Below are 14,373 nucleotides of genomic sequence, written 5' to 3'. Positions count from 1 at the left end.
CATGGCACGATTTTTCATAGACAGACCCATTTTCGCCTGGGTGATCGCCCTGGTGATCATGCTGGCGGGGAGCCTGGCCATCATCAAGCTGCCGGTCGCCCAGTACCCAAGCATTGCGCCGCCGGCGGTGGGCATTTCTGCCAGCTACCCGGGGGCCTCCGCCAAGACGGTGGAAGACTCGGTGACCCAGATCATCGAGCAGAACATGACCGGGCTGGATCACCTGCTTTACATGTCCTCCCAGTCGGACTCCTCCGGCCGGGTATCGGTCACCCTCACTTTCCAGCCAGGGACCGACCCCGATATCGCCCAGGTGCAGGTGCAGAACAAGCTGCAGCAAGCCATGTCGCTGTTGCCGCAAGAGGTGCAGCAGCAGGGGATCCGGGTCCAGAAGACCTCCAGCAGCTTCCTGATGGTGGCCGCCTTCATCTCCAAAGATGGCGCCATGACCAACGATGACCTGGCCGACTACGTGGTGGCCAACATCAAGGAGCCGCTCAGTCGTCTGGACGGGGTAGGGGACATCACCCTGTTCGGCAGCCAGTACTCCATGCGGGTCTGGCTCGATCCCAACAAGCTCAACCGGGTGCAGATGACCCCGGGTGACGTGCAGGCTGCCATCAAGGCGCAAAATACCCAGGTGGCCTTCGGCAAACTGGGGGGCACCCCGGCGGTGACCGATCAGCAGTTCACCGCCACCATCATGGGGCAGACCCGGCTCTCCACCGTGGAGGAGTTCAACGACATCCTGCTGCGGGTGAACCAGGACGGCTCCAAGGTGCGGCTCAAAGACGTGGCCCGGGTCGAACTGGCCGGTGAAAGCTACGATGCCGAGGCGCTCTACAACGGTCAGTCCACCGCGGCGGTAGCCATCAAGCTGGCGACCGGCGCCAACGCGCTGGATACCGCCGAGAAGGTGCGTGGCAAGCTGAATGAGCTCTCCACCTACTTCCCGGCCAACATGGAGATCGTCTACCCGTACGACACCACGCCGTTCGTGAAGATCTCCATCGAGGAGGTGGTACAGACTCTGGTGGAGGCGATCTTCCTGGTGTTCTGCGTGATGTATCTGTTCCTGCAGAACTTCCGCGCCACCCTGATCCCGACCATCGCAGTGCCCGTGGTGCTGCTGGGGACCTTCGGCGTCATGTCGGCGTTCGGCTTCTCCATCAACACCCTGACTATGTTCGGTCTGGTGCTGGCCATCGGCCTGTTGGTGGATGACGCCATCGTGGTGGTGGAGAACGTGGAGCGTCTGATGAGCGAGGAGGATCTCTCTCCGCTCGAGGCGACCCGCAAGTCCATGACCCAGATCACCGGCGCCCTGGTGGGGATCGCCCTGGTGCTCTCGGCGGTGTTCGTGCCGATGGCCTTCTTCGGCGGCTCGACCGGTGCCATCTATCGCCAGTTCTCGCTCACCATCGTCTCGGCCATGGTGCTGTCGGTGCTGGTGGCGCTGATCCTGACCCCGGCCCTGTGCGCCACCCTGCTCAAGCCCATCAAGCATGGCGAGTTCGGTGCCAAGCGCGGTTTCTTCGGCTGGTTCAACCGGGCCTTCGACGCCAGCGCCAACCGCTACCAGAGCGGTGTGCGCAAGGTGGTCAAGCAAGGGGTGCGCTACGGCATCATCTACGCCGCCATGCTGGCGGTACTGGCGATCCTGTTCATGCGCATGCCCACCTCCTTCCTGCCGGAAGAGGATCAGGGGGTCATCATGTCCATGGTGCAGCTGCCGGTCGGGGCGACCAAGCAGCGCACCGAGGTGGTGCTGGCCGACATGCGCGACTACTTCATGAAAAACGAGAAGGATAACGTCGACTCCGTGCTGACGGTGGCGGGCTTCAGCTTCGCCGGTAGCGGTCAGAACAGCGGCATGGCGTTCATCAAGCTGAAAGACTGGAAGGAGCGCAACACGCCTGATCGCAGTGCCAATGCCATCATCGGCCGCGCCATGGGCTACCTGTTCAGCATCAAGGAAGCCCAGGTGTTCGCCTTCAACCTGCCTCCGATCCCGGAGCTCGGGACGGCGACCGGTTTTGACTTCTTCTTGCAGGATCGGGCCGGCGTGGGCCACGACAAGCTGATGGCGGCGCGCAACCAGCTGCTCGGCATGGCGGCGCAGGATCCCAACCTGGTGCGGGTGCGCCCGAACGGGATGGAAGACACCCCCCAGCTCGACATCAAGATCGACTACGAGAAGGCGCTGGCGCAGGGGCTCTCCATCAGCGACATCAACAGCACGCTCTCCAGTGCTTGGGGTTCTGCCTATGTGAACGACTTTGTCGACAGAGGCCGGGTCAAGAAGGTCTATCTGCAGGCGGATGCCCCCTTCCGGATGAACCCGGAAGATCTCAAGCTCTGGTACGTGCGCAACAGCGCCGGTCAGATGGTGCCCTTCTCCGCCTTTGCCAGCACCGACTGGAGCTTCGGCTCGCCACGGCTGGAGCGTTACAACGGCGTGCCGGCGATGGAGATCGTCGGGGAAGCGGCGCCGGGCAAGAGTACCGGTGACGCCATGGCCGCCATCGAGCAGATGGTGAAGCAGTTGCCGGAAGGCATCGGCATCGAGTGGACCGGTCTCTCCTATCAGGAGCGGCAGGCGGGCTCTCAGGCACCGGCCCTGTACGCCATCTCCCTGCTGGTGGTGTTCCTCTGTCTGGCCGCCCTCTACGAGAGCTGGAGCATTCCGTTCTCGGTGATGCTGGTGGTGCCGCTCGGGGTGCTGGGGGCCATTGTGGCCGCCACCCTGCGTGGGTTGGAGAACGACGTCTACTTCCAGGTGGGCCTGCTGACCACCATCGGTTTGTCGGCCAAGAACGCGATCCTCATCGTCGAGTTCGCCAAGGAGCTCTATGACAGGGGCATGGGGCTGAGCGAAGCCGTGGTGGAGGCGGCGCGCCTGCGTCTGCGTCCGATCCTGATGACCTCGCTCGCCTTCATCCTCGGCGTATTGCCGCTGGTGATCAGTACCGGGGCCGGCGCCAGCAGCCGCAACGCCATCGGTACCGGCGTGATGGGGGGGATGATCAGTGCCACCGTGCTGGCCATCTTCTTCGTGCCGCTGTTCTTCGTGCTGGTGATGCGCTATTTCACCAAGCACAGCACCAAGCAGGCGCGTCTGGCCCATGCCGAGGAGATCAAACATGACTAAGACCCTGATCGCCCTGAGCGTGACTCTGCTGCTGGGGGGCTGTTCCATGGCCCCCGATTACCAGCGCCCGGCGCTGCCGCAAGGCGCCGCCTGGCAGAGCAACCAGACAGGGGAGGTGGCCGTTTCCCCTTGGCGCCAGCAGTTCCTCGATCCTGCCCTGCAGCAGTTGATCGCCACGGCCCTCGAGAACAACCGGGATCTGCGCATCGCGGCCCTCAACGTGGAGGCCTACGAGGCCAAATACCGGATCCAGCGGGCGGCCCAGCTGCCGACCCTGGCGGCCAATGGCTCGGGCACCCGCCAGCAGGGATCAGACGATCTCAGCAGCACGGGGCAGGGCACCATCAGCAGCCAGTACGGTGCCAACATCGGCATCACCTCCTATGAGCTGGACCTGTTCGGCCGGATCCAGAGCCTCAAAGATCAGGCGCTGGAAAACTATCTGGCGCAGGTTGAGACTCAGCGCAGTACCCAGATCGCGCTGATCGCCTCGGTGGCCAACGCCTATCTCACCCTGCTGGCGGATCAGGAGTTGCTGGCGCTGAGCGAGGCGACCCTGGCCACCGAGCAGGAGAGCTATGGTCTGACCGAGCACAAGTACCGGCTGGGGGCCGCCTCCGAAATGGAGCTGGCCCAGGGCCGTACCGCGCTGGAGAGTGCCAAGGTGAGCCTGGCCCAGTATCAACGGCAGGTGAAGCAGGATCGCAACGGCCTGGCGCTGCTGCTCGGGACTGGCGTCCCCGCGCTGATGACCGAGCCGGCGACCCTGGCCGAGGTGCAACTGGCGGCCATCCCGGTGGGTGCTCCATCCAGCCTGCTGCAACAGCGCCCGGACATCCTGGCGGCCGAGCACAGCCTGAAGGCGGCCAATGCCAATATCGGCGCCGCCCGAGCGGCCTTCTTCCCGGCGATTTCGCTGACCGCGACGGCGGGCACCGCCAGCAACCAGTTGAGCGGACTGTTTGACGGCGGCACCGGCACCTGGACCTTCATGCCGCAGATCAACCTGCCGATTTTTGACGGCGGCAAGCGCATTGCGGATCTGGACGTGGCCGAGGTAAGCACCAGGCAGGCGGTGGCGAGCTACGAGAAGAACATCCAGACCGCGTTCAAGGAAGTGGCGGATACGCTCGGCGCCCAGGCTGACTATCAGCAACAATTGCAGGCCCAGCAGGCACTGGTGGAGGCGAACCAGACCTACTTCAAGCTGGCGGAGGTACGTTACGAGAAGGGGGTGGACAGTTATCTCACCCGACTCGATGCCCAGCGCTCGCTGTTCAGTGCCAAGCAAGGGCTGATCAGTACCCGTTTGGCGCAGCTCAGCAACAAGGTTGCGCTCTATAAGGCCGTCGGCGGTGGCTGGCAAGCCGCCGATGCCGAGGGTGGCAAAGAAAAAAGCTGACAGTAGCCACAGATCTCTCCTTGCGTTATCTTACCGTCACAGGGCGAACCATCAGGTTCGCCCTGTTTGTTTTCAGCAAAAACATGTACATATGAAACCCAAGTGATATAACACGTGGTTCGGATAGTGGGAACTGTATCAACAGAAGGGCAAGCGGGTGGGGGAGTGATATCATGCCTTGCGCAATAGCTTGTATCTCCATTGCATAGAAGTGATCAAATCCCTAGGTTGGATCTCAAATGAGGTCTTATTGTCATGTCCTAGCAGTATGTTTTTACTGGAACATGGACCGTTGAATTAATGCATAGTCTGCAGGTTCTCCATCGTGAATGCTGCTGTTTGGGCTGTTCAAGCCACCAGAAAAAACGCTAGAATCCATTCTTTGTCGTAAGGGATCATGGAACTTTATTCAGGTCCCTCATTAGACGGTCAGGGTACTCTTGTATAGAGCGAAATTTTGTTATCTTCATCGACTACAGAGTTACCCCAAGCTGGAGGACGCTATGGCCAACAGCACACACAATCTGGTTAAAAGCAGCAAACTGGGGGCTGTAACCTAGGGGCGGTAGCTATTGCCTTTTTCGTGGTTGGAACCAGATATTCGCCACGTGAGCGAGCATTCTTGCAGCCATGAATGATGCGTAGCAGGTTAAAAACCTAATTTATCTTCTTTTTCAAGAGCATAACTATGAAAATCCTCGTGACCGGCGGTGCCGGCTTTATCGGCTCTGCCGTGGTGCGCCATATCATCCGTGATACCCGGGATGCCGTTATCAATCTCGACAAACTCACCTATGCAGGCAATCTGGAATCCCTGGCCGATGTATCGACAAGCGAGCGTTATGCGTTTGAACATGTGGATATCTGCAACCGCGCCGAACTGGATCGGGTGTTTGCCCAGCATCAACCGGACGCCGTGATGCACCTAGCCGCCGAGAGCCACGTTGATCGCTCCATCACAGGCCCCGCCGACTTCATCGAGACCAATATCGTCGGCACCTACATGCTGCTGGAGGCGGCTCGTGCCTACTGGAACGGGCTGGACGAGGTGCGCAAGGCGGCCTTCCGTTTCCACCATATCTCCACTGACGAGGTATATGGTGACCTGCCCCATCCGGATGAAGTAGCCCCCGGTGTGGCACTGCCGCTCTTTACCGAAACCACCCCCTATGCCCCCAGCAGCCCCTATTCTGCCTCCAAGGCCTCCAGTGACCATCTGGTGCGCGCCTGGCGTCGTACTTACGGCCTGCCGACCATCGTCACCAACTGCTCCAACAACTACGGCCCGTTCCACTTCCCCGAGAAGCTGATCCCGCTGGTGATCCTCAATGCGCTCGATGGCAAGCCGCTGCCTGTCTATGGCAAGGGCGACCAGATCCGCGACTGGCTCTATGTGGAAGATCACGCGCGCGCGCTCTACAAGGTGGTGACGACTGGCGTGGTCGGGGAGACCTACAACATCGGCGGTCATAACGAGAAACAGAATCTGGAGGTTGTTCATACCATCTGCGATCTGCTGGATGAAATGGTGCCGAAGGCGGGCTCTTATCGCGATCAAATCACCTATGTGGCAGATCGACCCGGCCATGACCGCCGCTATGCCATTGACGCCAGCAAGATGAGCGCCGAGCTCGCCTGGCAGCCGCAAGAGACCTTTGAATCAGGTATCCGCAAGACAGTGCAGTGGTATCTGGATAACCAGCAGTGGGTCAACAACGTGAAGAGCGGATCCTATCAATCCTGGATTGAACAGAACTATGGGGAGCGTGCCTGATGCATATTCTGCTGTTTGGCAAGAATGGTCAGGTTGGCTGGGAGCTGCAACGTGCACTGGCACCGCTGGGCCGTATCACAGCCGTCGATTTTGACTCGACCGACTACTGCGGTGACTTCAGCAAGCCGGCCGGCGTGGCGGAGACTGTGCGCTTGGTGAAGCCGGATGTCATCGTGAACGCAGCAGCCCACACTGCGGTAGACAAAGCCGAGAGCGAGCGGGGGGTTGCCGAGCTGCTCAACGCCACCAGTGTGGCTGCGATTGCCAAAGAAGCTGAAGCATTGGGAGCCTGGTTGGTGCACTACTCCACCGACTATGTGTTCGATGGCAGTGGTGAGCGCCCTTGGCTTGAAACCGATGCGACCGCCCCGCTCAACGTCTACGGCGAGACCAAGCTGGCGGGTGAGCAGGCTGCGGCCCTGTGCTCTCGCCACCTGATCTTCCGCACCAGCTGGGTCTACGCTGCCCGTGGCGCCAACTTTGCCAAGACCATGCTGCGTTTTGGCAAGGAGCGTAGCGAGATGTCAGTCATCAATGACCAGTTTGGTGCCCCGACCGGCGCCGAATTGCTGGCAGATTGCACCGCTCATGCGCTCCGCGTGGCGCAGAGCAGACCTGAGGTTGCCGGGCTATACCATCTGATTGCCTCCGGTACCACCACCTGGTTTGACTACGCCCAGCTGGTGTTTGCCAAAGCCAGAGAGGCTGGGGTGGAACTGGCGGTGACACAACTCAATGCGGTGCCGACCAGCGCCTTCCCGACCCCGGCCAAGCGCCCTCATAACTCCCGCTTGGATACCAGCAAGTTCCAGCGTACCTTCGATCTGGATCTACCTGACTGGACGGTCGGTGTGGAGCGGATGTTGACCGAGATCCTCGGCAAATAAATCACTGGCCAGGGATGTGTTGAACGCCTCCCTGGCTGGCAGGGATAAAACAGAAAAGGAGTGGCTGCAAGCCACCCTTCTCTTTTGCAATTTAAAAATAAGAAACAAGCATCATGACCAAACGTAAAGGCATTATTCTGGCTGGTGGCTCTGGCACCCGTCTCTATCCGGTCACCATGGCGGTGAGCAAGCAGCTGCTGCCCATCTATGACAAGCCGATGATCTACTATCCGCTGAGCACCCTGATGCTGGCGGGTATTCGGGATATTTTGATCATCAGTACCCCGCAAGATACCCCCCGTTTCGAACAGTTGTTGGGCGATGGCAGCCAGTGGGGCCTGAGTTTGCAATACAAGGTGCAGCCAAGTCCGGACGGATTGGCACAAGCCTTTATTCTGGGCGAAGAGTTCATCGGTTCAGACCCCTGTGCACTGGTGCTGGGCGATAATATCTTCTACGGCCACGACCTGCAGAAACAGTTGGCGGCCGCAGCTGCTAAAGAGAGCGGTGCTACCGTCTTTGCCTACCACGTGCACGACCCCGAGCGTTATGGGGTGGTGGAATTTGATAAAGAGGGTACTGCTATCTCTCTGGAAGAGAAGCCATTGGAGCCCAAGAGCAACTATGCGGTCACTGGCCTCTATTTCTACGACAACAGCGTGGTGGAGATCGCCAAGAGCCTGAAGCCATCGCCCCGTGGTGAGCTGGAAATTACCGATGTGAACCGTATCTACCTGGAACAAGACAATCTGTCGGTTGCCATGATGGGCCGTGGTTATGCTTGGCTTGATACCGGTACCCATGAAAGCATGATAGAAGCGAGCAACTTTATTCAGACCATCGAGACCCGTCAGGGGTTGAAAGTGGCCTGTCCGGAAGAGATCGCCTATCGCCAGAAGTTCATTAATGCCGACCAGGTCCGTGAACTTGCAGCACCATTGGCAAAGAATGCCTATGGACAATACTTGTTAAGAATGGTGGCCAAAGTCTGATGTGATATGGGGGGAGGAGAAATGTCCCTCCATAAACGTCGAATTACGTATGGATATAAAGATGAATGTAATTAAGACAGCTATTCCCGACGTGCTTATTTTTGAACCAAAAGTGTTTGGTGATGAACGTGGTTTTTTCTTTGAGAGTTTCAATCACAAGCTATTTGAAGACGCAGTAGGATATCCGGTTACTTTTGTGCAGGATAATCACTCCAAATCTTCAAAAGGCGTGTTGCGTGGTTTGCATTATCAGTTACCCCCCCATGCGCAGGGTAAGCTGGTGCGTTGTGTTGCGGGTGAAGTGTTTGATGTTGCGATCGATATCCGAAAAGACTCGCCGACCTTTGGGCAATCGGTTGGCGTTAACCTCAGTGCACAAAACAAACGACAGTTGTGGATTCCAGAAGGGTTCGCACATGGCTTTTATACTCTAACTGAAGAAGCCGAATTCTTATATAAGACGACTGAATACTATTTTCCCGAGAGTGAAAGATCATTAATGTGGAACGATCCAGCTATTAAAATAGCATGGCCTATAGAAGATCAACCATTACTGTCAAAGAAAGATATTTCAGCGCAATCTCTGAAAGATATGATCAGAACATGGTGAGTATAGTGAATAAACAAAGCTTATATATTACATGGTCCCTTGTTAAAAGAGATATCAGTGCTAAGTATAGAGGTACCATATTTGGCGCTGTTTGGAATGTCATAAATCCACTATTTATGTTAATGGTATACTCGACGGTTTTCTTACATGTCTTTAAAGCCAGATGGGCGGTTAGTGATAGTGAATATGCAGATTATGCATTAATGCTCTTCATTGGGATTGTCACGCATGTTTTCATATCTGAGGTGATGGCGAATTCTGCTACAATCATAAGGAGTAACGCCCAAATTGTGAAGAAAGTTGTTTTCCCCATAGAAGTATTGCCTCTGTCAGTTGTGCTATCTTCAACCGTCAACTTTGTCGTTGGCATTTCGCTGTCAATTATTTATTCACTATGCATGGGATATATATCCTCATTTTCAAACTTCATATATATTCCATTTATCTTAATGGTTTATATGACCACGCTTCTAGCAATTGCATATATAGTTTCATCAATCTCTGTATTTGTAAGGGATATACAACAGATAATTCCAGCTGCAAGCCTGGTATTGTTGTTTACTAGTACAGTATTTTTTTCAATTAAAACTGCTCCAGCATCACTCGCAAAGTTTTTATATTTGAATCCGATCAGTATTATAGCGGACGCATTGAGAGATATAATATATGGTGGGGCATTTTCACTTGAACGATTGTTTTATCTCCTGTTGGTGTCACTAATTGGATTATTTATATCATCGAAGATGTTTAGTAAGTTGAAACGAAGCTTTAGTGACGCCCTCTAATCGTATAATTTTCTATAATCATATATGATATTCGTGAAGTGAGATAAAGATGAAGATTGGAGAACTCCTTGTATCCAAAGGATATATAACTAATGATAATATTGATGAAATTCTAAAAATACAAGTAGAGCACTCATCTGAAAATATTCGGTTCGGTGAAATATGTATTTCTCATGGTTTCTGCTCTGAAGCAGAAGTGATTAATGCACTTGCTGAGCAACTTGAACTATACACTCTGGATGTTTTTATTGATGAGAAAGTTGGTCAAATAGACAACATACAAACAGAGTTGGTTGATTCATTTTTTCACCAAGAGTGGTGGCTACAACGTCAAGCATATCCATTATTAGTTGACAACGCACTTCTTTACGTTGCATTGCTTGATGTGTGGGATTCTTTTGTTTCGTCTTCTCTGAAAAAAATTTACGATCTCCATGTTGTTCCTGTCCTTGTTTCTAACTACGAGTTACGTAAACTCTATTCTGGAATACAAGAGAATACCTCGGCGAATCTGAAAGGTGAACAGGAGCGGCATGATGTATCTTCTGCTCCAGTTGTTCGATTTGTTAATGAATGTATTCAAAGTGCGATTAAAAGTAAGGCATCAGATATACATTTTGAAATCAACAAAGATACATTTATAGTTCGTTTTAGGATCGATGGCGTATTAAAAACAATTGACAAACCTGGTATATCGCAGCATGCTTCGATTATATCAAGAATTAAATTGATGTCTGGTTTGGATATCTCTGAACGTAGACTTCCACAAGATGGACGGATGCGAGTGAGGTTATCTGGGGTCTACATAGATATCCGGGTGGCTACTACGCCAACAGTGCATGGTGAGAATGCAGTTTTACGCTTATTGAGTGGAAGCAATTCTTCTGAGAAACGTGAGCTTAACATGTTTCCAGACCAACTTTCTATAATCAGTGAGATTATAGCTCAAAGAAATGGTATTTTTTTGATAACTGGCCCAACAGGAAGCGGTAAAACAACCTCATTGTATACCTTGCTGGGACAAATTAATGATGATAATAAGAAGATAATCACAGTTGAAGATCCTGTCGAATATCAAATGCCTGGGTTAACACAGATTCAAGTAAATAGTGATATTGGACTAGATTTTGCGACTGTACTTAGGTCTGCTTTAAGGCAAGATCCCGATGTCATGCTTATTGGTGAAATGCGAGATAAAGAAACTGCTCAAATAGCAATACAGTCAGCGCTAACCGGGCACTTTGTTTATTCTACACTACACACAAATGATGCTCCTAGTAGCTTCATTCGCCTCAAGGATATTGGGATTCCTGATTATCTTATTAAATCAACTATTGTTGGCGTTATGGCTCAACGATTACTTCGCAAGCTTTGTCCAGAGTGTTCGATTCCACACTCACTACCAGTACAAAAGATAGGAGTTGATTGGTGTTCGTTTTCGGAAAAATGGGCACATTTGTTACCTAAAAATGTAATGTTTAAGTCTGCTTCAGGTTGTGAAAGTTGCAACCATACTGGTTATAAAGGACGCATAGCTATTTTCGAGTTAATGCGATGGAATAATAGCTATGATTGTGACATCAATTCATCATCATTAAATATAATTGCTGATGCACAGGGGATGAGAACGCTGAAAGAAGATGCGATTCTACGTGCAGCACATGGCGATACATCTCTTGACGAAGTTATGAGAGTTGTGGGATGAATTACTTTAAATATATAGTGAGAGCCTCCAATGGGAAAATATTAAATGGGTGGGTTCAAGCTGAAAATGAAGAAAAAGCTCACAAGACACTTGAACAGCGTGGATATAGTGTTGTTCTACTCGAGAAGTATCGGGGCGTCGTTAAAGCAAAGATCTCAAGAGAAACATTAATGACGACATTACGTGAGCTTGCGACTCTCAGGCAGAGTGGTATGCAACTGGATGAGTGTCTTGAATCATTAATAGAAACTACAGTAGATAGAAATCTTGTACTCGCCCTGAAAAGAATGAAGTCGGATATATCATCGGGGTCATCTTTGTCTGACTCGGTTGTGAGTTTGCCCGATATATTTCCTTACTATGTATCGCCAATGCTCAGGTTAGGTGAGGAAAATGGTAGTATACATGAGTCTCTCATTAGTATTGCGGAGCGTGTGGAACGAGAAGAAAAGATAGTTTCAGAGGTAAAAACAGCTTTAACATATCCAGTGTTTTTATTGGTGGTGTGTGTCACGGTTGTTTTTTTTCTGTTCTTATATGTTATTCCAAATTTCAAATCAATGATTACTGACGAAGCGGCTGCTGCGGGGAGTAGCCTGGTGCAGTTAATTTCAGTATCAGACTTCATTAGTGATCATATCACTATTATTTTAGTGTTAATGGTGTTGATAATATCTGCATTTATATATGGAATTAAATACGGTACATTGTACGAAAAAATACTTGCATTGTTATTAAAGTTGCCTTTTTTCTCTACTCTCTTCAGTGCTTGGGTGATAGTACAATTCAGTGGTAGCATGCAGAAGTTGCTAGAATCAGGCGTTGAGTTGGTTGATGCGGTCGAGTTATCAGCCAATGCTATGTCAGGAGAAAAGGGAAAAAGGGACATCCAAAGAGTCATACAGAGAATAAAAGAGGGTGAGCGACTGGCAGATGCATTGTCAATTTATAATGTTTTTCCGCTAGTTGTAATCAGATTGATAAAGACAGGTGAAGTCGGAGCATCGTTACCAATTTGCTTTAAAGAGATAAATACGCTTTATGAGCGACGACTCTCAAAAGGGATAAAGCAAATACTTTCAATTTTGGAACCATTAGTAATAGTGATCATGGGGACTATCGTGGGTTCAATTATGGTTATTCTTATTTCTGGTATTATTTCTGTGAACGATATAGGATGGTAAAATGAGGTTGAAAAAATTACGTGGCTTTACTCTCATTGAGCTGCTGGTTGTATTAGTTTTAATTTCATTGTTAGCCGGTTTGGTGGGCCCGAGATTATTCCAAAAAGTGGGCTCATCTAAGACAAAAGTTGCTGAAGCCCAGATAGAATTGCTTGTGTCGGCACTGAATACATATAGGCTTGACAACAATGATTATCCTACAACTGAGCAAGGCCTCGCTGCGTTGATCCAGGCACCTGAAGGTAGCGTTAATTGGGATGGCCCCTACTTGGCAAAAGATCTTCCGAATGATCCGTGGGGTCATCCGTATCATTATGAGTTAAAAAATACTGGTGAATATGCTCTATATACATTGGGAAAGGATAATCGTAAAGGTGGTGAAGGCGAAGATAAGGACATAGGTCGATTCTAATGCATGAAAAAGGATTTACCATGATTGAGCTATTGATCGTGGTGGCACTCTCTGCATTGTTAACTGCTGTTGTTGCCCCCAATTTGTGGGGGCAATTTATCAAGTATACAGAAAAAAATAAAATTGAGAGGTATTTGGGGGATGTAAGAAATGCAATTTTGGAAAGTAGAAAAGATGGTCGTTTTTTTATTTTTTCAGCAAAGCAAAGTAAAATAAAAGAAATTTCGAAAAGACACAATATATATATAGTAAATGATCGTCCGATTATTTTTCGCCCTGATAAGGTATGCTCGGGGGGTGACGTGCAGATCAAGACTGAATCGAATAATGTTTGGCGTTTATCATTTACTAATTTGGACTGTCAGTTAACCTTGTCATATGAAAAAAATAAATGATGGTTTTACTTTGATCGAAGTTCTGGTTGCGTTAACTATCATGGCGACAATAAGTACTTTGATTTTCAGGTTTGTAAATGAAAGCTCATTCAGATTATCTCGAGTCGATAAGTTACAAGAACGAATATTGATCGAGGAGAATATATTCAACTCTTTGGTGGATATTAACCCCTTTAAAAAACAGTCAGGTATTGGTGAGGTTGGTGATTATCATTACGAGTGGAACGCTGAACCAATAAGTGGTATTTTCCCAATCCGTAACGAGGATACAACCCAATCTGGATATGAATTACAAATGTATAAGATTACAGCTAAGTATAGCCTTTATAATGGCAACTTTCGGGCATTTTCATTCGAACTAATTGGTTGGCATGAAAAATAAAAAAATCAATGGCTTCACTTTGGTCGAGTTACTTGTGACTATAGTGATATTTTCCTTCTCACTGTCTATGATTTTGTCTGGCCTAGACCAAGGACGCCTTGCTTGGGCTCGTTTAGAAAATAGAACTGAATTAAGTAACACATTGCAATCCAGATTTAACTGGCTAGCGATGATGTTTAATGATAGTAGTGCAACATTATTTCCAGTTGGTTATGGTGAGGCGAGTCCTTTTTTTAAGGGGAATAATGATGGTCTCTATCTTTTAACTGGATCTCCAATCCTATCTGGTCCTGGCAATTATTCTACTGCCACTATCTGGTTTACCAGTAATATTGATGGTTTTACTCTTAACTATGCAGAGAAGAAGAATGCTGATCCATTTTATGGGAATCAATATTTTGATAGAGATAATGAAGCAACAAACTTAATAAAAGACATTAAAAGTTATCATATAAGATATCTTGCTCCCATTCATGAACCAAGCGATGGAGAGTCCATACCAATGAGTGATAACATATATTATCGAAGTGAGCCAGTATGGCTTGACTTTTTTGATAGTAATAAAGAAATGGCAATGCCACTACTAGTTAACATCAACATGGCTCTATCAAATGGAAAAAAAATAGACTGGTTTTTCACTGTGACTCGATATACATCAAGCAGTCATGTTGATGATGAGGTTTTCAAAAAATGA

The 14,373-nt window shown here is 50.3% G+C and carries 13 protein-coding genes; all 13 read left to right on the top strand.

What is annotated here, in order from left to right; genetic code table 11:
• Nucleotide 1: 1 nt before the first annotated feature.
• The gene (locus R2E40_RS15405) at nt 2-3,151 is read left to right on the top strand and encodes an efflux RND transporter permease subunit (protein WP_029299709.1); all 3,150 of its coding nucleotides are present in this window, start codon (nt 2-4) and stop codon (nt 3,149-3,151) included.
• Complete coding sequence (locus tag R2E40_RS15400; protein WP_318163813.1) at nt 3,144-4,553, top strand: efflux transporter outer membrane subunit; 1,410 nt, start codon at nt 3,144-3,146, stop codon at nt 4,551-4,553. The genes R2E40_RS15405 and R2E40_RS15400 overlap by 8 nt, the downstream gene beginning before the upstream one ends.
• Before the next feature lie 688 nt (nt 4,554-5,241).
• The gene (gene rfbB, locus R2E40_RS15395) at nt 5,242-6,327 is read left to right on the top strand and encodes a dTDP-glucose 4,6-dehydratase (RefSeq protein WP_318163812.1); all 1,086 of its coding nucleotides are present in this window, start codon (nt 5,242-5,244) and stop codon (nt 6,325-6,327) included.
• Nucleotides 6,327-7,214, top strand: coding sequence for a dTDP-4-dehydrorhamnose reductase (gene rfbD / locus R2E40_RS15390; protein ID WP_318163811.1), 888 nt, complete (start codon nt 6,327-6,329; stop codon nt 7,212-7,214). The genes rfbB and rfbD overlap by 1 nt, the downstream gene beginning before the upstream one ends.
• A 113-nt stretch (nt 7,215-7,327) precedes the next feature.
• Nucleotides 7,328-8,206: a glucose-1-phosphate thymidylyltransferase RfbA gene (gene rfbA, locus R2E40_RS15385; protein WP_318163810.1), complete on the top strand. Its 879-nt coding sequence runs from the start codon at nt 7,328-7,330 to the stop codon at nt 8,204-8,206.
• A gap of 61 nt (nt 8,207-8,267) precedes the next feature.
• The gene (rfbC, locus tag R2E40_RS15380) at nt 8,268-8,816 is read left to right on the top strand and encodes a dTDP-4-dehydrorhamnose 3,5-epimerase (protein ID WP_318163809.1); all 549 of its coding nucleotides are present in this window, start codon (nt 8,268-8,270) and stop codon (nt 8,814-8,816) included.
• Between the two features lie 5 nt (nt 8,817-8,821).
• On the top strand, nt 8,822-9,601 hold the full coding sequence (locus tag R2E40_RS15375; protein ID WP_318163808.1) for an ABC transporter permease: 780 nt from the start codon (nt 8,822-8,824) through the stop codon (nt 9,599-9,601).
• A gap of 49 nt (nt 9,602-9,650) precedes the next feature.
• A complete protein-coding gene (locus R2E40_RS15370; RefSeq protein ID WP_318163807.1) occupies nt 9,651-11,306 on the top strand; it encodes a GspE/PulE family protein in 1,656 nt (551 codons plus the stop codon).
• Complete coding sequence (locus tag R2E40_RS15365; RefSeq protein ID WP_318163806.1) at nt 11,303-12,490, top strand: type II secretion system F family protein; 1,188 nt, start codon at nt 11,303-11,305, stop codon at nt 12,488-12,490. The genes R2E40_RS15370 and R2E40_RS15365 overlap by 4 nt, the downstream gene beginning before the upstream one ends.
• A gap of 1 nt (nt 12,491) precedes the next feature.
• Nucleotides 12,492-12,902 (top strand): type II secretion system major pseudopilin GspG, encoded by a 411-nt coding sequence (gspG, locus tag R2E40_RS15360; protein WP_318163805.1) that lies wholly within the window; start codon nt 12,492-12,494, stop codon nt 12,900-12,902.
• Entirely contained in the window at nt 12,902-13,297 is a 396-nt protein-coding gene (locus R2E40_RS15355; RefSeq protein ID WP_318163804.1) for a type II secretion system protein, read from the top strand. The genes gspG and R2E40_RS15355 overlap by 1 nt, the downstream gene beginning before the upstream one ends.
• Nucleotides 13,281-13,679, top strand: a complete 399-nt coding sequence (locus R2E40_RS15350; RefSeq protein WP_412055130.1) for a type II secretion system protein J — start codon at nt 13,281-13,283, stop codon at nt 13,677-13,679. Before R2E40_RS15355 ends, R2E40_RS15350 begins: the two co-directional genes overlap by 17 nt.
• Nucleotides 13,669-14,373, top strand: a complete 705-nt coding sequence (locus R2E40_RS15345; RefSeq protein WP_318163802.1) for a type II secretion system protein — start codon at nt 13,669-13,671, stop codon at nt 14,371-14,373. Before R2E40_RS15350 ends, R2E40_RS15345 begins: the two co-directional genes overlap by 11 nt.

The sequence above is a fragment of the Aeromonas sp. CD genome (assembly GCF_033349375.1).
Lineage (GTDB): Bacteria > Pseudomonadota > Gammaproteobacteria > Enterobacterales > Aeromonadaceae > Aeromonas > Aeromonas hydrophila.
This window is presented reverse-complemented; position numbering and strand designations above follow the sequence as displayed.